The sequence below is a fragment of the Streptomyces sp. NPDC001407 genome (assembly GCF_042895325.1).
In the GTDB taxonomy this organism is placed as follows: domain Bacteria; phylum Actinomycetota; class Actinomycetes; order Streptomycetales; family Streptomycetaceae; genus Streptomyces.
Genome location: NZ_JBIAWF010000003.1, coordinates 364,811 through 386,770, shown reverse-complemented (window position 1 = coordinate 386,770; position 21,960 = coordinate 364,811). Strand labels below are relative to the sequence as shown.

Genomic DNA, 21,960 nt, shown 5'->3' with positions numbered 1-21,960 from the left:
TCCGCTCGGGGCGTCACGCAGGCCCGCCGAACTCCTCGACGAAGGCCGGGCAGAACGCCTTGAGGTCGTCCGGCTTCCGGCTGGTGATCAGGGTGTTGGGGCCCTGCGCGCAGCGCACCACCTCCTGGTCGGTCCAGGTGCCGCCCGCGTTGCGGATGTCGGTGCGCAGGCTGGGCCAGGACGTCAGCGTCCGGCCGTGCAGCACGTCGGCCTCGACGAGGATCCACGGGGCGTGGCAGATGGCGGCGACGGGCTTGCCCGCGTCGAAGAACGCCTTCACGAAGGCCACGGCACGCCCGTCCATCCGCAGGGCGTCGGGGTTGGCGACGCCGCCGGGCAGCACCAGCCCGTCGTACTCCCCGGGCCCGGCCTCGTCCAGGACGCCGTCGACGGCGAAGGTGTCGGCCTTGTCGAGGTGGTGGAACGCCTGGATCCGGCCGGTCTTCGTGGAGATCAGCCGGGGCGTGCCGCCGGCGTCGAGCACCGCCTGCCACGGGTCGGTCAATTCGATCTGCTCGACACCTTCCGGTGCCGTGAGGAACGCGACGCGCATTCGGGTGGTCCTTTCCGTTTCGGGGTCCCGCTACGGGTGACCCGTCGCGGGACGGGGAAACCCGGGGCGCCGTGAATCCGCCCGTACGGCCCGCTGTTCCGGGTGCGGTTGCGGACCCCACGGGCCGACCCCAGGGTGGATCCGGGATCCCTGCTTCACAGAACCCTTCTTCACAGACGAGGAGACCCGGTCATGGGCAAGGGCAAGGCGAAGGCCAAGCAGGCCAAGGGCCAGCTGAAGGAAACGGCGGGGCGGGCCGCGAACGACAAGCGGATGGAGGCCGAGGGCCGGGCGGAGAAGGTGGCCGGCAAGGCACAGGAAGCCGTCGCCAAGGCGAAGAAGGACCTCGGCCGCTAGAGGCGGGTGACCGGGGCCTTTTCCGGGGCGCTGCCCCGGGCCCCGGTCCTCACCCGGTCCTCAGCGGACGCCCCGGCCCGGACGCGCCGGGCCCGCGGCCGGCCGGGCGCGGTGCAGGGCCCGGCGTTCCGACTCCGTCGTACAGCCCCAGATCCCGTATTCCTGACCCGAGCGCAGGGCCCAGGTGAGGCACTGCTCGACGACCGGGCACCGTCTGCACACGGATTTCGCCGCTTCGGCCTGTGTGCGGGCGGGGTCGCGCGTTCCGATGGGGAAGAACAGCTCGGGGTCTTCGTCTCTGCACGCGGCGTGCTGTCGCCAATTCACGTGACGCTCAATTCGATTGCCCGATGGATACGGCCGGTTCTTACGGCCTGTTTCTTCGCGGGTGACCCCGTGAGGCAATCGGAAACACGCCTCCGCCCGGCCGCCGCTCCCCTCACGCCGCCGCGGGCCGCTCCGCCACGGGGCGCGCGTTCCACGTCCGGGCACCCGTGTCGGCGGGCGGCCGGTTCGCGCCGAGGGCCGCCCTCGCCTCGGTGGCGTACGTGTCCACGTACTCCTGCTCCGAGAGCTTGAGGATCGCGTACATGATCTCGTCCGTCACGGCGCGCAGCACCGCGCGGTGGTCCTGCATCCCGTCGTAGCGCGAGAAGTCCAGTGGCTCCCCGAAGCGGATCGTGATCGGCACGAGGCGCGGCAGGCGGCGTCCCGTCGGCTGTGCCTCGAACGTGCCGATCATCGCGCAGGGGATCACGGGCGCGCCCGACCGGAGCGCCATGGCCGCCACGCCGACCCGGCCCTTGTAGAGCCGCCCGTCGTGCGAGCGCGTCCCCTCGGGGTAGATGCCGAGCAGCTCGCCCCGCTCCAGGACACCCAGTGCCGTGTCGACCGCGGCCTGCGCGGCCTCCTTGCCCGACCGGTCCACGGGTATCGCCCCGATGCCCCGGAAGAAGGCCGCGACGATCCGGCCCTTGAGGCCGGGCCCCGTGAAGTATTCCTGCTTCGCCAGGAAGGAGATCCGGCGCCGGACCATCACCGGCATCATGAAGTGGTCGGAGAACGACAGGTGGTTGCCCGCGATGATCGCCGCACCGGACTGCGGCAGGTGCTCCATCCCCTCCACGCGCGGCCGGAACAGCCACCGCAGCAAAGGCACCAACACCACGGTTTTGAAAGCGAAGTAGAACAAGATCGTTGATCCCTTCGGCCGACTTGGCCCCCGCGCCGAGGCACGCTAGTCGGCCGCCCGGATCATGGGGAGAGGGACTATTGAGCCATTCGCGACGGCACTGCGTGCCACCACGGTCCGCGGCGCCGCGGACCCCGCTTTGACGTGTGCGGACGCGGCGTACGGGAGGCGGCGCGGGGGCGTGAATTCGTACGCCAAGGGCCCGGCCATTATGCAACTGGTTGCACAATGAGCCGGCGGGTCATACGCTCCCGGAAAACAGGCTTGTCCCCCCAGGACCTGGCACGCAGCGAAGGGCCCCGCCGTGAATCCGTATCCGCACCTCCTCAGCCCGCTCGACCTCGGCTTCACCACGCTGCCCAACCGGGTGCTGATGGGGTCCATGCACGTGGGCCTCGAAGAAGCGGAGAACGGCTTCGAGCGGATGGCCGCCTTCTACGCCGCCCGGGCGCGCGGCGGCGTGGGGCTGATCGTCACCGGCGGCATCGCGCCCAACGAGGCGGGGCGCCCCTGGGCGGGCGGCGCCTCGCTCACCACCGAGGAGGAGGCAGCCCGGCACCGGGTCGTCACCGACGCCGTCCACCGCGAGGGCGGCAGGATCGCGATGCAGATCCTGCACTTCGGCCGCTACGCCCACCACCCCTCCCTCGTGGCGCCCAGCGCCCTCCAGGCGCCCATCTCCGGATTCGTCCCGCACGCCCTGACCGACGCCGAGATCGAGCGGACCGTCGAGGACTTCGTACGGGCCGCCGGGCTCGCACGGCAGGCGGGCTACGACGGCGTCGAGATCATGGGCTCCGAGGGCTATCTGATCAACGAGTTCGTCGCCCCCGCCACCAACCACCGCACCGACCGCTGGGGCGGACCGTACGAGAACCGCGTCCGCTTCCCCCTGGAGATCGTCCGCCGGGTCCGCGAGCACGTCGGCCCGGACTTCATCCTGATCTACCGGCTCTCCATGCTGGACCTCGTGCCCGGCGGGTCCTCGCTGGAAGAGGTGGTCGCCCTCGCCAAGGACATCGAGGCGGCGGGCGCGAGCATCATCAACACCGGCATCGGCTGGCACGAGGCGCGCATCCCGACCATCGCGACCTCGGTGCCGCGCGGCGCCTACGCCTGGGTCACCAAGAAGCTGATGGGCTCGGTGTCGATCCCGCTCGTCACCACCAACCGCATCAACACCCCGGAGAAGGCCGAGCAGTTGCTCGCCGACGGCCACGCGGACATGGTGTCCATGGCGCGGCCCTTCCTCGCCGACCCCGACTTCGTCGCGAAGGCGCGGCAGGGGAGCGCCGAGACGATCAACACCTGCATAGGCTGCAACCAGGCGTGCCTCGACCACACCTTCAGCGGGAAGATCACCTCCTGCCTGGTCAACCCCCGTGCCTGCCACGAGACGGAGCTCGTCCTCGCGCCCACCCGGCTGCGCAAGCGCCTCGCCGTCGTCGGCGCCGGGCCCGCGGGTCTGGCCTTCGCGGTGTCCGCCGCCGAGCGCGGCCACACGGTGACGCTGTACGACGCCGCCGACCGGATCGGCGGGCAGCTGAACATCGCCAACAAGGTCCCCGGAAAGGAGGAGTTCGACGAGACCCTGCGCTACTTCCGTGTGCGGCTCGAACGCCTGGGCGTCGAGGTCAGGCTCAACACCCCGGTGACCGCGGACACCTTCGCCCCCGGCGCGTACGACGAGATCGTCGTCGCCACCGGCGTCACCCCGCGCACCCCCGCCATCGACGGCATCGACCACCCGAGCGTCCTCACCTATCTCGACGTCCTGCGCGACGGCGCCGAGGTCGGCGAGCGCGTCGCGGTCATCGGCGCGGGCGGCATCGGCTTCGACGTCGCGGAATTCCTCACCGACGCGGGCGACGGGGCGAGCCGGGACCCGGAGACCTACTTCCGTACGTGGGGCGTCGACACCGACTACCGCGCACCGGGCGGACTGCGCACCCCCGAACGGCCCGCGCCGCCGCGCACCGTCCACCTCCTCCAGCGCAAGACGAGCAAGGTCGGCGCCGGACTGGGCAAGACCACCGGGTGGATCCACCGCACCGAACTCCGGCACCGCGGAGTCACCATGACCGCCGGAGTGACGTACGACCGCGTCGACGACGCTGGACTCCACTTCACGGTCGACGGCACCGCCACGACCCTCGCCGTGGACACCGTCGTGCTCTGCGCCGGACAGGAACCGCGCCGCGGCCTGTACGAGGAACTGCGCGCCGCCGGGCACACCGTCCACCTCATCGGTGGCGCCGACGTCGCCGCCGAACTCGACGCCAAGCAGGCCATCCGCCAGGGCACGGAGCTCGCGGCGACCGTCTGAACTGTGCGTCTGAACTGCGTGTCCGATCTGCGCGGATAGGATGCCGCCATGTCGCTGCCGCACGCCATCCTCACCGCACTGCTGGAGAAGCCGTCGTCGGGGCTGGAGCTGACCCGCCGCTTCGACAGGTCGATCGGCTACTTCTGGTCGGCCACGCACCAGCAGATCTACCGCGAACTCGGCAGGCTGGAGGACCGCGGCCTCATCCGCGCGCTGCCCACCACCCAGCCGGCCCGCGGGCAGAGGAAGGAGTACGAGGTCCTGCCCGCGGGCCGCGAGGAACTCGCCGCCTGGGTCGCCACCGCCGAGGATCCCAAGCCCGTACGGGACCCGCTCCTGCTGCGGATGCGGGCGGCGGGGGTGGTGGGCGCCGAGGGCCTCACCGAGGAGCTGCGCCGCCATCTCGCCCTGCACGAGGCGCAGTTGGCGGAGTACGAGGCGATCGAGCGCCGGGACTTCCCGGCCGAACCGCAAAACGAGCGCGACCGGCTGCGCCACCTGGTGCTGCGTGGCGGGATCGATCTGGAGACCTTCTGGGTCGGGTGGCTGAGGGACGCGCTGGCGAAGGTGTGAAGTGGGGCGCCTTCATGGCTCCCTGACGGCCCGCAGGCTCTTCACAATGCCCGGCCGCCGGCCACCCGCTCCGCGGGAGGGGCGTCCCGCAGGCCGAGCCGCAAGTGCTCCACGTGGTAGAGCGCCTGGTCGAGGAGTTCGGCGACGTGGTGGTCGTAGAGGGCGTAGATGACCGAGCGGCCCCGGCGTTCGGCGGTCACCAGGCCGAGGTTGCGCAGCAGGCGGAGCTGGTGGGAGCAGGCGGACTGCTCCATGTCCACCTCCTGGGCGAGGTCGCCGGCCGCGCAGGGGCCCTCCTGGAGGCGGGCGAGGATCCGCAGCCGTGAGGGGGTGGCCAGGGCCTGGAGCGTCGCGGCGACGTCCGCGGTCCCGACGGCGTCCAGGCGCTCGCGCGTGGTGGCCGCGTACTCGCCGTGGTTTTCGCTCTTGTCGGCTCCATGACCCATATGGCCATCCTACCGACGATGAATGAAGACCTGTTCATTCGTTCCTGTACCGTGGTGGTGTCGCCCCTCCCCGTCCGCGAAGGGTTGTCCCCCCATGCCTTCCACCCTGCTCCGCCGCCCCGAACGCACGGTCCCCGCGACCGCGACACCCGTGCCGCGGCGCCGCACCCGGGTCTTCGCGCTGACGGAGGCCCGCTGGGCGGCAGCGGCCACGCTCGCCTTCCTGACCGCGCTGCCGCTGCACCTGACCGGCGCCCCGGCATGGGCCTGGGGCCCGCTCTACGCGGTCGCGTACGCGGCCGGGGGCTGGGAGCCGGCCTGGGCCGGGCTCCAGGCGCTGCGGGAACGCACCCTCGACGTCGACCTGTTGATGATCGTCGCCGCGCTCGGGGCGGTGGCGATCGGGCAGGTGATGGACGGGGCGCTGCTGATCGTCATCTTCGCCACCTCCGGGGCGCTGGAGGCACTGGCGACCGCCCGCACCGCCGACTCGGTGCGCGGCCTGCTCGACCTCGCCCCGGACACCGCCACCCTCCTGCTGGACGACGGCGAGGAGCGGACCGTCCCCTCCGCGGACCTCGTGGCCGGCGACACCGTCCTCGTCCGGCCGGGCGAGCGGATCGGCGCCGACGGCCGGGTGCTGGACGGCGCCGGCGAGGTCGACCAGGCCACCATCACCGGCGAGCCGCTGCCCGTCGTCAAGGAGGCGGGGGACGAGGTCTTCGCCGGGACCGTCAACGGCACGGGCGCGCTGCGCGTGAAGGTCGAACGGGACGCCTGCGACTTCGTGGTCGCGCGGATCGTGGCCATGGTCGAGGAGGCGTCGGAGACCAAGGCGCCGACGCAGCTGTTCATCGAGAAGGTCGAGCAGCGGTACTCCATCGGCATCGTCCTGGCCACGCTCGCCGTCTTCGCCGTACCGCTCGCCTTCGGCTCCGGCCTGACCGGTTCGCTGCTGCGGGCGATGACCTTCATGATCGTCGCCTCGCCGTGCGCGGTCGTGCTGGCCACCATGCCGCCGCTGCTGTCCGCGATCGCCAACGCCGGCCGGCACGGCGTGCTCGTGAAGTCCGCCGTGGTCATGGAGCGCCTGGGCCGGGTGGACGCGGTCGCCCTGGACAAGACCGGCACGCTGACCGAGGGCACTCCCCGGGTCACCGACGTCCGCCCGCTCACCGGCAGCGGCCTGGACGCGGACGAACTGCTGGCCACGGCCGCGGCGGCCGAGCACCCGAGCGAGCACCCGCTGGCCCGGGCCGTCGTACGCGCCGCCCGCGAGCGGGAGCTGGACATCCCCCTCTCCGACGGCTTCGCCTCCGCCCCCGGCATCGGCGTGAGCGCCACCGTCGACGGGCACGCGGTCGCCGTCGGCGCCCCGGCCCGGCTGCTCCACGGCGCCGGGGATCCCGTATCCGCCGAAGCGGCGGCAGTGGCAGAGGAGTTGGAGAGCGCCGGCCGCACGGCCGTGCTCGTGCGGCGCGACGGCCTCCCGGCCGGAGTCCTCGGCATCGCCGACCGCCTCCGGCCCGGCGCCGCCACAACGGTCGCCGCGCTGACGGACCTGGCCGGTACGGCGCCGATGCTGCTCACCGGCGACAACCCACGCGCCGCCGCCCGCCTCGCGGCCGAGGTCGGCATCGCCGACGTACGCGCCGGTCTGCTGCCCGAGGACAAGGCCGGCGCCGTCCGGGAGCGGGGGGCCGCCGGGCGGAAGGTGCTGATGATCGGCGACGGCGTCAACGACGCGCCCGCGCTGGCCGCCGCCCACACCGGCATCGCCATGGGCCGGGCCGGCTCCGACCTCGCCCTGGAGACCGCCGACGCCGTCATCGTCCGCGACGAACTCGCCGCCGTCCCCCAGCTGGTGACCCTCTCCCGCCGGGCCCGCGGCCTGGTGGTGCAGAACCTCGTGATCGCCTCGGTCTTCATCTCGGGCCTGGTGATCTGGGACCTGGCCGGCCACTTGCCGCTGCCGCTCGGTGTGCTGGGCCATGAGGGATCGACGGTCATCGTGGGGCTCAACGGGCTGCGGATGCTTCGGGAATCGGCGTGGTGGGGTGATCGTCGGGGGCGCGGTTGACGGCAGGGGTGGGGGCGGGCGGCGATGCCCCACCTTGTGACGGTGCTCAGCGGTCTGGGACTGCGCGGCCTCCGCGCGTTCTAGGCAGCCGCCACAGCCCTACGCAGTGCGTCTTTGTGCTCCCACGACCATGGGGCGTCCCGAAGCTCTTCGGGCAGGCCGGCGAGCCCGGACCTCAAATGGTCGGCTGCCTCGCGGTAGCGCCCGAGTTCGAGAGTGCAGAGGCCCATATTCAGGCGATTGAACGCGGGCGTCAGCCAATAGGCGGTTTCCGGTGGAGGGAGAGCGGCTGCCTTGTCCGTAAGGCCCTCTGCCTCTTCAACCATACGAAGAGCCGAGTCGAGTTCACCCATGGCTGCCATTCCGGCTGCCGCTTGCAGGAAGTCTCCGATCCGCTGGGCAGGGTGCGCCCCTGGAGTGTTGGCGGCAGCGGAGAACCAACGGGCAATTCCTTGGTGCCTGTTCTGTTGGCGGGCAATGTAACCCTTGAAGTTGAGCGCTTGTGCGGCAAGCGTTCCATTGCCGATTTCGTCGGCCAACTCCAGAGCGTCGTTGAGGAGCCCCACCGCCGCGGCATCCTTGCGGACTTGGGCGAACAGCCACCCCGAGAACTGGACCCACTCCGATGCGACTTCCGCAAGTTGGTCCCTGTAGGCCCCTCGGGCGCCCCGGAGCATTCGGGTAACTTCCTTGGTCTGAGTCACGGTTGCGGGGATTACCGACTCGGGCTTCACGGTGTCGTCCAAGCGGCGGTAAGCGGCCAGCACTCCAGCAAGTGCATCGACGGTTCCCGCGTCCAAGCGGGAGGGGTTGGCGGCGCTGCGAGCGACCCTCGACTCCTCGTCTTCATTGAGCACTGTCGCCGCTAGTGCACCGTCCGCTCCGACAAGAGCGTCCAGCGATGCGGCCAAGTTCGCCGACGGCTTCTGTTTCCCGCTGAACACCCGTGACAGGTAAGCCGGGTCGTAATTCATGGCACGCGCGGCTGCCTTCATCGAGTAGCCGCTGTCCCGGATCGCCCTACGTGCGAGATCAGCAAAATCACTCATCGTGAACCTCTGCGGGTTGACCGGCGGGGCTCCAGAGTAGTCAACCCTGGTCACCTCCCGCGTGAGCATCGCAACCTCAATCATGGACTGACGCAAGTACCCCGGCGACCGTCCCACCGGCCCGGGGGCGCGGACCACCTGAAAGGGATGAGCAGGCAGCCATGAGAGAGCATAAGCAGGGGCAACCCGCAAAGAACACTGAGGTACGACACGACCGGAGTGCGGCCGGTCTCCCGCCTGTTGAGGAGAGCGAACTGCTGGACGCTCCCGAGCGGACCCGGCCCCGCCGGGTCTTCCAGGTCGGCCCGTACACCGTGGAGACGAAGCCCGGGAGGTCGTCGTGCTGATGCCCCGCCCGCTCAGCCCCGCCTACGCGTATGCGTCCGTCCCGGACGAGCCGCCGAACAACCGGTTCATGATCGGGACGCTGATCAAGCGCGATCTGCCCGATCGGTCCGGGCCCTCCGAGTGGTGCGGCAAGCATCTGAAGGAGCGGACACAGCTCGTGGTCCGTAAGGGATGAGTCTGTCTCGACTGCGTACAGGAGAAGAGCGAGAAGCATCCGTAGGCGGCCGCGCCCGTGCCCCGTTCGTGCTCTCCATGAGACGCACGGGCGGGGGCTTTCTCGCTTGGTCAGTCAGTGGCAGGAACCATGACTGGTGGGAGTTCTCCGGCGGGATCGTGAATTTTCTTGCGGATTGGCTCGGCGGATCCTTGGACAGGCATGGCTTTCCGGACGACGTGCCGTCTGCTAATCCCCGAGTGCAACTCGTAGGGAGCTAGGCAGGTCTGTATCCAGCGGAAGCGGCGGCCTCTCGCTTGAGCTGCCGCCGCTTTTACAGGCCGTGGCTCCCGGCCGTACTGCATTCCGGCGTTCACGCCGCGCTGTGAAGAGGCCGGTCCATCATGCTTGGCCTCGAGCAGCTTCCGTCCCGCTCTGACCTGGCTGAGCCGCCCCGGCCCGGCTTCGGGGCCGGGCGGAGGGGAGGTTTATCACCTCGTACAACGTGCGGCCTTCCGCAGCCCACAGCCGTAGACGGTCCCGGTCCACCCAGTGCACATGGTGACGATCCCCCCAGATGCGGGCGTCCCGGGTGAAGGCGCCGTTGGTGACGACGACCGCGTGGTCCGCGCCGTGCACGGGCCCTGCTGTGCCCTTCACCTGATACATCACCGACGAGCCCACCTTGCCGCCCACCCGTGTGTGTTTGCACTGCACGACTGTGCGGCCGCGCCGCCGATCCTCACCTATGACGTCCGCCGCTTGATCCCCTTGCCGCCCCACGTGCCGGGCATGCACACCGTCCCGGAGCAGAAGGTCGCGGGCCGCCAGTTCGAACTCCTGATCCGACATCGCGTCCAGATCCGCCAGGTCATAGCTCAGCCGACGCACCCGGTTCGCCTTCGCCCGGCTGTCGAGGAGCCTCTGCCGCCACCTGACGACACCGAATCCTGCCGCGAGCATGGCGAGAGACGCCCACAGGGGCCACCCTCGTGCAAGCAGCCGACCGATCGCCCCTGCCACCTGTAGTACGGACAGTGCAGCCACGGCTGCAAGTACCGCTGCTGCGATCCACTCGGCGTTGTCCCGCGGCATCCGGGGTCGTGGGAAAGTGCGCTCTTTCACCGCCCGGCCACCGATGCGGAAGCACTCACCGACGGCGTGGGAGCGGAAGGAGGCTCTCCACTCGTAGAGCCCTCGTTTCCCTTGGCCCATAGCCACAAGACCACTGCGACGACAGCGAGAAGGCCCCATCCGCTGATCTGCTTGCGGCGCCGTGGACTGGGGTTGCGCCTGATGTGCTCACGGACCCTGTGATACCCGTCCGGAATCCGCTCCGCCATGAGCCTCTCCTTCGCTCGATACGAGTCGCCCGACACGACCCGTGCGAAGAGAAATAGCAGGCGCCACTGACGATGTCGGTCGGCACTTGGTCTCACTGCCCGACGGGGGAGGCTCAATGTGGCCGGTCAGCACATGCGTGGCAGGAGAGACTCGCAGGTTGGCTGAATTCGGCTTGGCGGTGAGTGATTTGCACCCATCGGTAGCCTCCCGTGGACGATGACGTGGTGGGCTTGTATCTCGAGCCGCCGGAGGGGCGTTGGCGCTGTGGGCGGACGAGAAGTCGCCGATCCAACGCTGGACGGCCGCAGTCGGTGCCGCCGATGATGTCCGGGGCGCCCGAACGCTGCGGCTTGCGCTGGGTGATCGTCGGGGGGCTTTCGCCGTGCGTACGGAGCGGTAGCGTGGGGCCATGGTGACGGAGCACCTGGGTGACCGGTTGGGCAGGCTCCGCAGGCTGGCCGACCTCACCCAAGAGGCGCTGGCCGAGCGGTCCGGCGTGTCCGTGGACGTGGTCCGCAAGCTCGAACAGAAGCGGAAGCACAGTGCGCGCCTGCCGACCCTGCACGCACTGTCCCGGGGGCTGGGCGTCGAACTGACGGCCCTCCTCGGCGACCCGCCCGGAGTGCCGTCCACCGGCGAAGCCGATCCGCCTCGGTTGGTTGCCCTGCGCCGCGCGATCATGCCTCCGCTGTTCGCCCCGCCCCCTGAGCCGAACGGCCCGGGGCGGCTGACCGCGCTCCTTCTGCGACGCGAGATCTCCGACAGCTGGACTCTGCACCACGAGGCCGATTTCGGGCGGCTCATGGACGTGCTGCCCGGCATCATCACTGACGCCCGCTTCGCTTCCGCTGTAGGGGACGTGGACGAACGAGCCGCAGGACAGGCCGCGTTGGGCAAGGCGCTGCAATTGGCCGGACATCTTGCCATCCGTCTGGGAAAGATCGACCTTGCGCTGAGCGCGCTTGAGCGCGCCATGAACGCAGCCCTGGAGTCCGGCGACGCGGGGGAGAGGGACTGCCGCATCCTGCTGTGGGACGGCAAAGAGTCGTTCGCGTCCGTGTGCTGCGACGGCTGGGACGAGGCCGACAGCGTCCTTCAGCAGGGGCCGAGGTCGCTGTGGAACGCGGTCCTGGCGGCCCGCTCGCGGTGGGAGGAGCGGGGGTGCCCCGGGATCACCCGGTATACGGGATGAGCATCACGCCCGGCGGCACACATCAGTTGTGGCTGGACGAGCCCGCGAACCGGATCTGAAGACGCGCACCGGCTTCAACGAGACGCGGCATCGGTGCCGTTCCGGCCCCCTGGCCCCCGGCACTGTGTCAGGTGCGGTCGGCCGGTCCGGCGATGAGTGCGGTGGCGACGCGGCGGAAGCCCGCCCGGGTGTAGACGCGAGCCACGTCGTCGTCACCTGCCGAGAGGAAGACGGTCTGTGCGCCCCGGCGGTGCCGGGCGTCCGCCACCAGGGCTGTGGTGACCGCGAGGGCGAGGCCGCGCCGTCGTGCGGTCGGCAGGGTGCCGACGCCGACGATCTCGCTGACCGGGCCTACGGGCTGGTGCTGTCCGGAGCACAGCACCGTACCGTCACGCAGAGCGGCGACGAGTATGGACGTGCCACTCCTGAGGCGAGCCGCGAGGCGTGCCACCGAGCCGTCCTCGGTCAGGGCGCGTGCCTGCTCGGCCAGTTGTGCTGACCCCGTCGTACCGATGGCGGTGCCCGGCTCGGTGAACGCGAGGTGGGCCACGGCGAGGGCGTCGGCGAGCACCGGGTCGTCCGGGCCTACGGTGCGGACCGTCACGCCCTCGGCCGTGACGGGGGAGGGGACATCCGGGCCGAGCACCATCAGCGGATGTTCGTGCACGACCAGCCCCGTCGCTTCGGCGGCGGTACGGAGGGACGGAGTGGTCTCGGCGACCCACTCGAAACTCTCCGGCACCCTCAGTTCACGCTGTCGCGCGCGGACGCGGGACACGTCCCCCGGGCCGACGCTGCCGGGTCGGCCGAGGGTCGGGCGGGCGTAATACGGCCAGCTTCCCCGGCCCTCCTGCACGAACAGGGTCAGCGGTCCGAAGTCCTCGGCCCGCGCACCGGTGCGGGGGACTGCGTCGTAGTACGCCTCGAGCTGGGCGAGCTGGTCGGTGAGCACGGTGGCATCCAAGCAGCCGCGGGCCATGACCCGCCACCGGATTCCTCGGCCTCGGTCTACGTCGTGCGGTCCTGGCCGGGCGGCTTGTCGTCTTCGTCAGGCGCGGCAGCGCAACATCTCCAGCGGGGGATTGGCGAGGAGGTCCTCCCAGAAAGTCGCACCGAACTCGTGCACCCCGGCGTCGGACACCTCCAGTGGGACCCAGGTCACCTCGTGGAATCCGGCTGCCCGCAGACACTTTTCGTAGACCTCGCGGCGCGGGCAGGCGCCGACGAACGAGATCGGTGGATCGAGCAGCGCCGTGACCCGCACCCGAGGTCCGGTCTCGATCTCCTCGCCGGTCGGTTCGCAGAGAAAGCCGTACTTGGCCAAGGACGGACCGTCGAAACGATAGTCGGGCGTCTGGGCGAGCACGAAGAACTCGCCGCCGGGCTTCAGGCTCCGGTGCACGTTGCGGCACATCCGCTCCATGGCAGCGATGTCCTCGGCGTAGTTGAGCAGCTGGACCCCCGTGGCGACGTCGAAGGACTCTCGTCATATTGCTGCCCGCTCACCGTGCTGTCCTCCTTGGCGCTTCGTCATGTCCCTTGGCATCGGCCCCCGTTCCGGAGGACACGCCGCAGCTTCTGGCGGGCAGTCTCTCCGTACTCCGGCAGGCGGGCGTACTGGCAGAAGCCACAAAGATTCGGCCATCGTCCCGGCCTCATGTAGGCGCGGTGGCACGGGCGGGCCGCGCGGGCCTGGGGCTGGGCGTGTTGGGCCAGTCCGTGCTGACCCAGGCGCCGTTCCGGTTGGTGCCGTGGACATTGATGGCGTCGGACTGACCCGTGCGGGCGGTGACCTGCAGGCAGCATCTCTCCCCAAGAGGGAGCGGAGAATCCGCCGCTTATGGCCAGGCGCTTGGCCCTGGTGGTCACGGCGGTTTCCAGAACCTTCCCCACGCGCGTGGCCCGGCACTGGCTGCACGGAGACACTCGCGCGGCTACCTCACACCGGCCCCGCTCCATCCGGTTCCGGTGTGCCGTTCGGCTGCCGGGCCGTGGCTCCGCGCCGTGGCTCCGCGGGTGTCAGCAGCGCGGCGAGCCGGTGGGTGTCCGCGAGGTAGCGGTCGAAGGGGAAGCCGGCCTTGAGGAGGACGGTGCGGAGTTCTTCCTCCAGGGGCTTGCCCTCGGCCAGGAAGGTGGCCTGGCCCGTGGGGGTGAGGGCGACCAGGCGTCGGCGCCGGTGGGCGGGGTCGACGCTGATCGTCACGTACCCCTCCGCCTCCAGTGGGCGCAGGGCGCGGCTGATGGCGGGGTCGGACAGGGCCAGGGCCTCGGCGAGCTGGTGCTGGGTGGCGGGCTGGATCTCCTCGAGGGTGCCCAGCAGCCGCAGTTGGCTGTGGGAGAGGCGCTGATCCGGACCGGAACGGCGCCGGGCCGCCTCGCCCATCAGCATGACCACGCGGTACAGGAGCTCTGCCAGTCCTTCGTCCATGCGTCCAGCCTACCCGACTCTTGCGTCGTTAATATTAACCATGCAACACTCAAGTCCATGGACACCCTCCCTTACGCCGTTCAGACCACGTTTCCGCTGCTCTTCATGCTGGTGCCCGGCCTCGGCGCGCTGCTGAGCTGTCGTCGCCGCGGCCCGGACCGGCCGGCAGCAGCGGAGATCTGGCAGCGCTGGTGGGCCGTCGGCGCCCTCGGCGTCGGAAGCCTGTGGATCACGCTCTCGTTCCTGGCGGTCCCGAAGGCCATGGCCGACGCCATCGGCTTCGCCCACTCGCCGTTCCAGTTCGAGATCGCCTTCGCCAACCTCGGCCTCGCCGTGCTGGGCTTCCGTGGCGCGTCCGCGTCGCCCCGCGAGCGCCTCACGAGCGGGCTGGCGGCCGCCGCGTTCCTGTGGGGAGCCGCGATCGGCCACGTCTACCAGTGGTTCGCCAATGGTGACCACGCCGCCGGAAACACGGGCGGCATCCTGGCCAACGACGTCCTCATTCCCGCCGTCATGATCGTCCTGGCCGCCCGGGACGTCCGCCGCGCCGGCTCCGGGCGCGGCCACGCCGCCCGCCCGGCGGTCTGACCACGGCGGCCCCCGCCCGGCAGCCTGCTTTCACCGAGGGTGACGACAGCCACGCACCCGCTCCCGGCATCGTTCGTTCCTGACCTTTCTGGGCTCATGTCGGTTGGTGTGAGGCGAAGGTGAGTCCGGTCTCGGTGAGGCAACCGTCGATTCCAGGGCAGGTGGAAGCATGGACGATAGATCAGCCGGGACTTCTCGCCAGGCTTGTAGCGGCACATCGCCGCGACGGAGATCCGGCGTCGGGACCGTCCGCAGACCCTCACGACAGGGGTGTGCCCGCATCGGCCCCAGGTGCGGGCGCGTGGCGGCGTCATCGAGAGGCTCAGTCAAGATTTCCGTGAAGGGGTGACTGAGCGTGAGGGTGGTTGTGCCAGGAGGACGCGCTTTCGGAGTAGAGGGAGTCCGGCGCGTCCGTACATCTGTCGCTTCAGCATTTTGATCCGGTTGACGTGTCCTTCGACGGGTCCGGAACTCCAGGGCAGTGTCAGTCCCGCGGTGACGGCGTCGTGGTCGCGTTGCAGTCCGTCGGCGAAGGAGTGGAAGGCGGGCAGGTCATCGGCGCGGACAGCGGCTGTCCACGCGGTGAGGTTGTCTCCGCGGAGGTCGCAGACCATCCGCGCGAAGGCATGCACGTGACTGCGGGCTGCCGTCAACTCAGGGCATCGGAGAAGTACTTCGCTGAGCTGGTGTTCCTCGTCGGCACGCAGGTGCTGGGGATTCCACGTGATCCAGTTGGTGACCTGCTGAGGTTTGAGGGCGGGTGCCGGCGACCGGATCGTCCCGAGTCCGGTCCTCAGCGGGCGAAGGTAGCGGCGGACCGCTTGCGGGGTGCGGCCGGGGTATCCCTGGGCGCAGATCTCCCGGAAGAGCTGGGCGGCGTCGGTGCATCCTTCGTTCCAGCGCCGGATGAGGTAGGGCTTGTAGTCGTCCAGGCGCGTGGTGCGAAGAGACCGGTCGATGAGTCCGTCGAGGTTCTTGCAGTGTGCATAGCGTTCTGCGGTGTGCCGGGCCAGCCCCAGCTCCCGTCCGATCGCGCTGATCGTCCAGCCCCGGGCGAGTAGCCGGTGGACCGCTTTGTGTCGCTCCCGTGTCCGGGTGACCAGCCATTTCTCCATGCCGGTATCCGGATTGAGCGTCGAGGGCGGCGCCGTGGCTGTGCGTCGGCGTGTGTCGGCATCGTTGGGCTCGGGGGCCTGCAGACTGGGGCGGTGGGCGATCACAGTGCGTTCGACAGCTGTGGTCAAGTTGTCCCACAAATGCCATCGATCGGCGATCTGCCGCGCGCCCGGTGCTCCGGCGCGGGCGGCCTCGGCATAGGCGCCGGCCCGGTCCCGGCAGATCACCTCGATGCCGGGATGCCGGGCCAGCCAGGCGGCGACGGGTTCCTTCTCCCGGCCGGGCAGCAGATCCAGGACGGCATGCGATTCGACGTCGACCAGCACGGTTCCGTACTTCCGGCCGCGCCGGGTGGCGAAGTCGTCCACTCCCAGCACCCGAGGCGAGCGAAGGCACGGGTCGGGCAGCGCCATCAGCACGTTCAGCAACGTGACCCGGCTGACGAGGATGTGGAGGATTCCGGCGAGCCGTGCGCCGGCTCTGCCGGCCAGCGCCAGGGCGATCGCCTGCACTACTTCCAGCAGCCCAGCAGTGCGGCGCCCGTAGCGGATGGTCAGCCCCTCGACCTGTTCAACGAAGGTGCGTCGCGCGCACCCCGCCGCGTCGCAGAAGAACCGCCGCACCGACAGGTCGATGACCACTGGGCGTCCGCCGACCGCCATGTCGCCCAGGTGCCGCTTATAGCGGCTGTGGACCCGGCACGAGGAAACGCCGCAGTCGGGACACGGCAATGCATTTTCCCGAGTGCGGGCCTTGACCCGCACCACGCCGTCCTCAGCCCACACCCGTTCCACCAGCACCTTCTCCAGATGCGGGAACACCATGCCGAGCAAGTCGTCACACACAACCGACCATGCCACCAAGGTGACGCAACGTCACCCCTTCACGGAAATCTTGACTGAGCCCATCGAGAACCCGCCCTCGTCCTCAAAGACGGTTGGCCGGCTCTTCTTCCAGCTGGGTGAACCGCGCATCGGACAACTCCGGCAGTTTCGCCGGCCCCGCCGACTTCAGCGCGACACTGCCGCCCTCACGCCACACACGGCGCCACCGCTCCACCGAACGCACGCTCACCCGCGGATCTTGGCGATCACTGCCGTCTTCTCGCCACGAGCGAACCGCTCCCCGGCCTCCAGCCGGACCCGTTCACGGACAGCCTGCCGCTCAGCGGTCAGGCCTCCGCCCTGCGCGTACCGCATGGACGTGGCATACCGCAGGGATTGCCCGCCGCCACGACCCGACACCGATCTGAAAAGGTCAGTAAGCCCGCGGAACTGGGACGCTCCGTCCCTGTCGCGGTGGCCGGTCAGGCGTCGCTGTCCGGTACGCGCGGATGGGCCCTGCAGCGGCTCGGCGAGCCGCTCACGCTGCGCGTGCTTGCCCGGCACGCGGGCCTCTCGCAGCGCACCTTCATGCGCCGGTTCAGCGAGGAGACGGGCACGACCCCGTTGCAGTGGCTGCTCAACGCCCGGCTCGGCAGGGCGCGGGAACTGCTGGAAACCACGGACCGCTCGGTGGAACAGGTCGCGCGGGACTGCGGGCTGGGCACGGCAGCCAACCTGCGGCTGCACTTCCGGCGCGCACTGGACACCACCCCCACTGCCTACCGCCGCGCCTTCACACGCTCGACGTCGCCGGCAGTCCCGCGCTCGGACCGAGACCCGTCCGTGCCCTCACCATGAGCCGTATGGGCGGGGCTTCTCGCTGACGCGCGCGCACGCCCCCAGCGCACACTGCCCGTCCAAGCGCACCCCCCGCCCCAACCCGCCCCGCACACCGCCGTGAACCACCCCCCACCGCCACCCCCCACCGGTACAACCGGAGCCGTGCGACGGGACGTGGAGCAGTTCGAGCGGTGGGCCGCCACCTACGACGACAGCCTGCTCCAGGAGCGCTACTTCCGGCCCGTCCAGCGCGCCCTGCTGCGTCACGCAACGGCCGTGGAACCGGACCCCTCGCGGATCCTCGACATCGGCTGCGGCACAGGCGCGCTGCTGCGCCAAGTCCGTACGCACTTCCCCCGCGCCGCCGCGACCGGAGTCGACCCCGCCTCCTCGATGGTCCGTCGCGCCGCAGTCGACGGAGGGGCGTACGTGGTGGGGCGTGCCGAGCAACTCCCGTTCCCGGACGCCTCGTTCCCGCTCGTGCTCAGCACGCTGTCCTTTCATCACTGGGCCGACCAGGGGCGAGGGCTGGCGGAGATCAGCCGCGTGCTGCGGCCGGGAGGGCACGTCCTGATCGCCGATCACTTCGCCACCGGGTGGCTGCGGGCCGTGTTCGCGGCGGTGCGGAAGCGCGGACGCATACGGACCCACGGGGAGGCCGACGCGATGCTCCGTAGCGCGGGTCTCACCCCGCTGGGGTGGCATGTCGCGCTCACCGTGGCCGGGTTCCTCCGGGCGGGGGAGGGGAGCGGGCCCCTTCCGCTGGCCGCACTCTGCGTGGCGCGCAAGCCGTCGGTCGGCTGAACGCGGCGCAGGGGCAACAGGGTTGTACTCGTACAGCGTCGGCTCCGTACGGGCGAGCCCGCGGAACCGTGTCCCACGCCACACGGACCGTGGCACTATGCCAGGACGAGCCGGGAGCCCAGAGCCGGTTCGAGGGGGGCGGAGCAGAGTGCCGGAACCGATGACTCGCCCGGTGGGAATCCAGGGCATCGAAACGCTCTACCAGGAGTGCCGCGGCCGGGTGCAGGACGGCCGCGCGGACGGGGCCGGGCCCGGCCTTCCCGTGACCGTGCTCGTCGGGACGCGCGGCAGCGGCAGGACCACGGCCCTGAAGTGGCTCGGCTATCTCGGCTCGCACCGCCCGCACGCGTACTACGACTTCGGCTCGGCCGCCCGCCGAAGACCCCACGAGATCGCGGGCCGCCTCGCCTACGGCCTCTCCCACCGCTTCCCCCGCCAGCCCTCCCTGCGCTTCCCCCGGCTCACCCTGGGCCTGGTCGTCGTGGACCCGGGGCTCTCGCTGGACGCCAACGACGCCCGCAGGGCCGGCCAGCAGCTGCGGCGGGCGTTGCAGGAGGTGCAGGAGCACACCGTCGCGGCCGAGCGCGCCACCGACTTCGCGGGGCTGCTCCAGGACCTCAGCCTCGTCCAGATACCCGGCGTCGGCCTGCTCGCGGGCCTCATCCGCCGACCGCCCAAGCTCCCGCTCGCCCTGGCCCGGCGCACTGGGTTCTCCTGGTACGCGGGCCCCCACACGCCGCTGGCCGAACTAGTCGCCCTCAACCAGCTGAGCAAGAGCGAGGCCCCCGACGACCGGGCCGCCGTGGACCGCAGGCTGTGCGAGGCGTTCCTGGCCGACCTCCGGGGCGAGTTCGCCCGCCGCCGTCGCGACCGCAACTGCGTGGTGCTGCTGGACAACATCGACGCCGACGGCGGGCGCGAGTTCGTCGACCTGCTGCTCCAGCTCCGCGACGCAGGCACCGCCACCGACCCGCTGCTGGTCGTCGCCACCGCCTCCGACACCGGCCGGATCCCCGGACCGTTCGCGCGCGGCCCGGCCGGGGTGCGCGTGCGCACACCCGAGGAGGCCTCGTACGCCGACTGGGTCCGGGCGATCCCGTCGCCGCCGCCCGACCTGTCGTGGCGCTGGTACTGCGTGCAGCTGCGCGACCTGACGCAGGGCGAGGTGGCCCAGCTCGGGGCCGGGGTCGCCGCGCGGCTGCCGGAGGCGCCCGCGCTGGTGCACCGGCTGACCCGCGGCCACCCGTGGAGCGTGGTCCGCCTCCTCGACACCGTGGGACGCCGCGCGGGCCAGGGGGACCACGAGACCGCGCTGCGCGGCATCCTCTCCCTGCCGGAAGCTCCCGCCGACGGCTCGCCCGACGGCGGACCGCCCCTGGACCGCGCCGTCCTGCTCGACCTGCTCCACGCGCTGACGCCCGATCAGCGCGCCGCGCTCGTCACCTGCAGCGCCGCCCGCGCCTTCGACGCGGCCTGCGACGCGGGCCTGCTCGACTCCTTCTCCCTCCACACCCGCAACTCCCTCGCGCGCGTGGTGGGCACCGGGCTGTGGCTCGTCGACCCGGTGCCCCAGGACGCGGCCGCGCGCGGCGGCCGCGGCTCCGGCTATCTGGAGCACGTCCACCCCGGCCCCGTCCCCGGCACCCCCGTCCTCCACCCCTGGCTGCGCCTGCTGCTCCTCCAGGCCCTGGCGCGCGACCCCGACCGGTGGGACGAGACGCACGAGACCATGCAGAGCTGGCACCGGCTGCGCGGCCGGACGCCCGAGGTGATGTACCACGCGCTGGCCCGCGGCCGCCTCGACGACGTCGTCGACCACCTCGCCCACAACCTCGTCGAGGTGCCCGACACCGACACCTGGCTGTACGAGCTGTACGCGATCACCGCCGCCCCGCTGCGCGAGCCGGTCGTGCCCGAGCGGTCGGCGACCCACCGCGTGGACCAGCTCGCCGCCGGCCTCGCCCCCCGCTCCTTCGTGGCCCACCGCGCCATGACCCTCCTGGTCACCGCGCTGTGGCTGGCGGCCGACCCGCGCAACCGGCTGCCCGGCGCGAGCCCGGAGCTCAATCTCACGATCGGTTCGATGTTCCAGGATCTCGCCCTGCACTCCGACCCCCGCAGGGCCGGCCTCCGGCACGAGGCCGCGAAATACCACTGACCGCGCGGAGCCCACCCACCCGGCAAGGGAGACAGCCATGCCCGCGAACCCGGTACCCGACGAACTGCCACCGTGGTGGAAGGGCTGGCGAGGGGTGGCCGCGCTCGTCCTCGTCCTCGCCCTCGTCGCCGGGGGCGCCGTGTGGCTGCTGCGGCCGGACGACGCGGACAACAGCTGCGCCGACGACACGCCCGGCCTGGAGTGGGCGGGCTCCGGCGCGCAGCGCGAGTGCGTCGGCGTCATGGACGAGACGGCCTATGCCTTCGCCCCGCGGCTCAAGGAGATCACCGAGCGGATCGCCAAGGAGAACCAGCGCGTCCGCGACCAGTGGGAGAAGCCCGCCGAGGGCAGGACCCCCGTCCCGTACGTCAAGGTCGCCGTGCTCGGCCCGATGACCGACAGCGACACCAGCGCCCTGCCGATAGAGGAGATACGCAGCAGTCTCGAAGGCGCCTACGCCGCGCAGTGCCGGGCCAATGCCTGCCCCGCGCTCTCCGAGGCGGCCGCCACCGGCATCCAGGGCCGCACCCCGCAGATCCAGCTGGTCCTGGCCAGCGAGGGCCGCAACCAGACCTACTGGCGCCAGGCGGTGGACCGGCTGGCGGGGCTGACCGGCGGCCCGCACCCCCTCGTCGCCGTCACCGGCATGGGCGTCAGCATCCCCGAGACCCAGAGCGCCGCCGACGCGCTCGGCAAGGACGGGATCCCCGCGATCGGCGCCGTCCTGACCGCCACCAACCTCAACTCCGAGCGGCTGTTCAAGGTCTCGCCCTCCAACCCCGACTACGCCAAGGCCCTCCGCGCCCGGCTCGACCGCCTCCCCGCCGAACAGCGACGCGGCTACCTCGTGTTCGACAGCAGGGACGACAATTTCGTACGCACCATGCGCAAGGCGTACGACGACGTCTTCCCCGACTACATCGACAAGCGGCGCGTATCGTTCGTCGGGGCCACAGGGCGCAACCCGGAAGGCATACCCAAACTGTTCTTCAACGCCGTCAACAACATCTGTCTCACCAAGGCACAACTGGTCTTCTACGCGGGCCGGGGACGCGATCTGCCCGATCTCGTACGGGCGTTGTCGACGCGCGGCCAGTGCGGGCACGACAAGCCGGTCACGGTCGTGACCGGCTCGACCGGGGCCGTCCAGCAGGCGGCGGAGGTGAAGGGACTGCTCAAGGACAGCGCGATCACCATCCTGGAGGCGTCGGCGAGCAGCTCCGAGCAGTGGATCAAGGGCATCCAGGCGCCGAGCGGCTTCAAGCCCTTCTACCAGAGCTTCCACGACCTGAAGTTCCCCGACACCGAGCTCGGCGACGGATACGCGATCATGCATCACGACGCCGTGCTGACGGCGGTCTGGGCGACGCGCATCGTCACCGGCCAGACGGGCAAGGAAGCGCCCGGGGTGCAGGACGTCTACAACCAGATCACCAACCTCCATGACGCCAGCCCCGTGCCCGCCGCCAGCGGCGAGCTCAGTTTCGACGACGCCTCCGACGGCTGGCCGCACAACAAACCCGTGCCCATCATCCAGGCGCCGCCCGGCCCGGAATCCCCGGGCCCGCTCTACCGCACGCCATGAGGG

20 protein-coding genes and 4 pseudogenes are annotated in these 21,960 nt (G+C 70.9%); 11 read left to right on the top strand and 13 right to left on the bottom strand.

Annotation, left to right across the window (positions count from 1 at the left end; translation table 11 throughout):
• Positions 1-13: 13 nt before the first annotated feature.
• A complete protein-coding gene (locus ACFY1P_RS07060; RefSeq protein ID WP_390749971.1) occupies positions 14-553 on the bottom strand; it encodes a type 1 glutamine amidotransferase domain-containing protein in 540 nt (179 codons plus the stop codon).
• A gap of 192 nt (positions 554-745) precedes the next feature.
• On the opposite strand from ACFY1P_RS07060, the gene ACFY1P_RS07055 reads away from it, so the two are divergent.
• Positions 746-910, top strand: coding sequence for a CsbD family protein (locus ACFY1P_RS07055; RefSeq protein WP_361525070.1), 165 nt, complete (start codon positions 746-748; stop codon positions 908-910).
• Between the two features lie 60 nt (positions 911-970).
• On the opposite strand, the gene ACFY1P_RS07050 is transcribed toward ACFY1P_RS07055, so the two are convergent.
• Both ACFY1P_RS07050 and ACFY1P_RS07045 read right to left on the bottom strand, forming a co-directional pair.
• Positions 971-1,237, bottom strand: coding sequence for a WhiB family transcriptional regulator (locus ACFY1P_RS07050; RefSeq protein WP_390749970.1), 267 nt, complete (start codon positions 1,235-1,237; stop codon positions 971-973).
• Positions 1,238-1,349: 112 nt separating this feature from the next.
• Positions 1,350-2,102: a lysophospholipid acyltransferase family protein gene (locus ACFY1P_RS07045; RefSeq protein ID WP_390749969.1), complete on the bottom strand. Its 753-nt coding sequence runs from the start codon at positions 2,100-2,102 to the stop codon at positions 1,350-1,352.
• Positions 2,103-2,406: 304 nt separating this feature from the next.
• Here ACFY1P_RS07045 and ACFY1P_RS07040 point away from each other — a divergent pair, with 304 nt between their 5' ends.
• Both ACFY1P_RS07040 and ACFY1P_RS07035 read left to right on the top strand, forming a co-directional pair.
• The gene (locus tag ACFY1P_RS07040) at positions 2,407-4,428 is read left to right on the top strand and encodes an FAD-dependent oxidoreductase (protein WP_390749968.1); all 2,022 of its coding nucleotides are present in this window, start codon (positions 2,407-2,409) and stop codon (positions 4,426-4,428) included.
• Between the two features lie 48 nt (positions 4,429-4,476).
• The gene (locus tag ACFY1P_RS07035; protein WP_361525079.1) at positions 4,477-5,001 is read left to right on the top strand and encodes a PadR family transcriptional regulator; all 525 of its coding nucleotides are present in this window, start codon (positions 4,477-4,479) and stop codon (positions 4,999-5,001) included.
• Between the two features lie 41 nt (positions 5,002-5,042).
• On the opposite strand, the gene ACFY1P_RS07030 is transcribed toward ACFY1P_RS07035, so the two are convergent.
• Positions 5,043-5,447: an ArsR/SmtB family transcription factor gene (locus ACFY1P_RS07030; RefSeq protein WP_390749967.1), complete on the bottom strand. Its 405-nt coding sequence runs from the start codon at positions 5,445-5,447 to the stop codon at positions 5,043-5,045.
• Positions 5,448-5,541: 94 nt separating this feature from the next.
• Here ACFY1P_RS07030 and ACFY1P_RS07025 point away from each other — a divergent pair, with 94 nt between their 5' ends.
• On the top strand, positions 5,542-7,527 hold the full coding sequence (locus tag ACFY1P_RS07025) for a heavy metal translocating P-type ATPase (protein WP_390749966.1): 1,986 nt from the start codon (positions 5,542-5,544) through the stop codon (positions 7,525-7,527).
• Positions 7,528-7,607: 80 nt separating this feature from the next.
• Here the strand turns inward: ACFY1P_RS07025 and ACFY1P_RS07020 are convergent, their stop codons facing one another.
• On the bottom strand, positions 7,608-8,660 hold the full coding sequence (locus ACFY1P_RS07020; RefSeq protein WP_390749965.1) for a helix-turn-helix domain-containing protein: 1,053 nt from the start codon (positions 8,658-8,660) through the stop codon (positions 7,608-7,610).
• 256 nt (positions 8,661-8,916) lie between these two features.
• Here ACFY1P_RS07020 and ACFY1P_RS07015 point away from each other — a divergent pair, with 256 nt between their 5' ends.
• Positions 8,917-9,099, top strand: a complete 183-nt coding sequence (locus ACFY1P_RS07015; RefSeq protein ID WP_390749964.1) for a hypothetical protein — start codon at positions 8,917-8,919, stop codon at positions 9,097-9,099.
• A 381-nt stretch (positions 9,100-9,480) separates the two neighbouring features.
• On the opposite strand, the gene ACFY1P_RS07010 is transcribed toward ACFY1P_RS07015, so the two are convergent.
• Complete coding sequence (locus ACFY1P_RS07010; RefSeq protein WP_390749963.1) at positions 9,481-9,969, bottom strand: restriction endonuclease; 489 nt, start codon at positions 9,967-9,969, stop codon at positions 9,481-9,483.
• An 862-nt stretch (positions 9,970-10,831) separates the two neighbouring features.
• On the opposite strand from ACFY1P_RS07010, the pseudogene ACFY1P_RS07005 reads away from it, so the two are divergent.
• Positions 10,832-11,422: pseudogene (locus tag ACFY1P_RS07005) on the top strand (helix-turn-helix domain-containing protein); the annotation flags it as partial.
• 319 nt (positions 11,423-11,741) lie between these two features.
• Here the strand turns inward: ACFY1P_RS07005 and ACFY1P_RS07000 are convergent.
• From ACFY1P_RS07000 to ACFY1P_RS06990, 3 genes and pseudogenes are all read right to left on the bottom strand, one after another.
• Positions 11,742-12,593, bottom strand: coding sequence for a GNAT family N-acetyltransferase (locus ACFY1P_RS07000; protein WP_390749962.1), 852 nt, complete (start codon positions 12,591-12,593; stop codon positions 11,742-11,744).
• Positions 12,594-12,662: 69 nt separating this feature from the next.
• Positions 12,663-13,091, bottom strand: a pseudogene (locus tag ACFY1P_RS06995) (class I SAM-dependent methyltransferase); the annotation flags it as partial.
• A 462-nt stretch (positions 13,092-13,553) separates the two neighbouring features.
• Entirely contained in the window at positions 13,554-14,042 is a 489-nt protein-coding gene (locus tag ACFY1P_RS06990; protein WP_390749961.1) for a MarR family winged helix-turn-helix transcriptional regulator, read from the bottom strand.
• 57 nt (positions 14,043-14,099) lie between these two features.
• Here ACFY1P_RS06990 and ACFY1P_RS06985 point away from each other — a divergent pair, with 57 nt between their 5' ends.
• Positions 14,100-14,630 (top strand): DUF6790 family protein, encoded by a 531-nt coding sequence (locus ACFY1P_RS06985; RefSeq protein WP_390749960.1) that lies wholly within the window; start codon positions 14,100-14,102, stop codon positions 14,628-14,630.
• A 170-nt stretch (positions 14,631-14,800) separates the two neighbouring features.
• Here ACFY1P_RS06985 and ACFY1P_RS06980 read toward each other — a convergent pair.
• The 4 genes and pseudogenes from ACFY1P_RS06980 to ACFY1P_RS06965 form a co-directional block, all read right to left on the bottom strand.
• A pseudogene (locus tag ACFY1P_RS06980) lies at positions 14,801-14,944 on the bottom strand (DDE endonuclease); the annotation flags it as partial.
• Between the two features lie 12 nt (positions 14,945-14,956).
• On the bottom strand, positions 14,957-16,570 hold the full coding sequence (locus tag ACFY1P_RS06975; RefSeq protein ID WP_390750028.1) for an ISL3 family transposase: 1,614 nt from the start codon (positions 16,568-16,570) through the stop codon (positions 14,957-14,959).
• 103 nt (positions 16,571-16,673) lie between these two features.
• Complete coding sequence (locus tag ACFY1P_RS06970; protein WP_390749959.1) at positions 16,674-16,820, bottom strand: hypothetical protein; 147 nt, start codon at positions 16,818-16,820, stop codon at positions 16,674-16,676.
• Entirely contained in the window at positions 16,817-16,945 is a 129-nt protein-coding gene (locus ACFY1P_RS06965) for a hypothetical protein (protein ID WP_390749958.1), read from the bottom strand. Before ACFY1P_RS06965 ends, ACFY1P_RS06970 begins: the two co-directional genes overlap by 4 nt.
• Before the next feature lie 9 nt (positions 16,946-16,954).
• Between ACFY1P_RS06965 and ACFY1P_RS06960 the strand changes: the two are divergent.
• The 4 genes and pseudogenes from ACFY1P_RS06960 to ACFY1P_RS06945 all read left to right on the top strand — a co-directional run.
• A pseudogene (locus ACFY1P_RS06960) lies at positions 16,955-17,428 on the top strand (helix-turn-helix domain-containing protein); the annotation flags it as partial.
• 144 nt (positions 17,429-17,572) lie between these two features.
• Positions 17,573-18,214 carry a class I SAM-dependent methyltransferase gene (locus ACFY1P_RS06955; RefSeq protein WP_390749957.1) on the top strand — a complete coding sequence of 214 codons (642 nt, stop codon included), beginning with the start codon at positions 17,573-17,575 and terminating at the stop codon, positions 18,212-18,214.
• A 160-nt stretch (positions 18,215-18,374) separates the two neighbouring features.
• The gene (locus ACFY1P_RS06950) at positions 18,375-20,372 is read left to right on the top strand and encodes a hypothetical protein (protein WP_390749956.1); all 1,998 of its coding nucleotides are present in this window, start codon (positions 18,375-18,377) and stop codon (positions 20,370-20,372) included.
• A 37-nt stretch (positions 20,373-20,409) separates the two neighbouring features.
• Positions 20,410-21,957, top strand: coding sequence for a hypothetical protein (locus ACFY1P_RS06945; RefSeq protein ID WP_390749955.1), 1,548 nt, complete (start codon positions 20,410-20,412; stop codon positions 21,955-21,957).
• Positions 21,958-21,960: the final 3 nt, after the last annotated feature.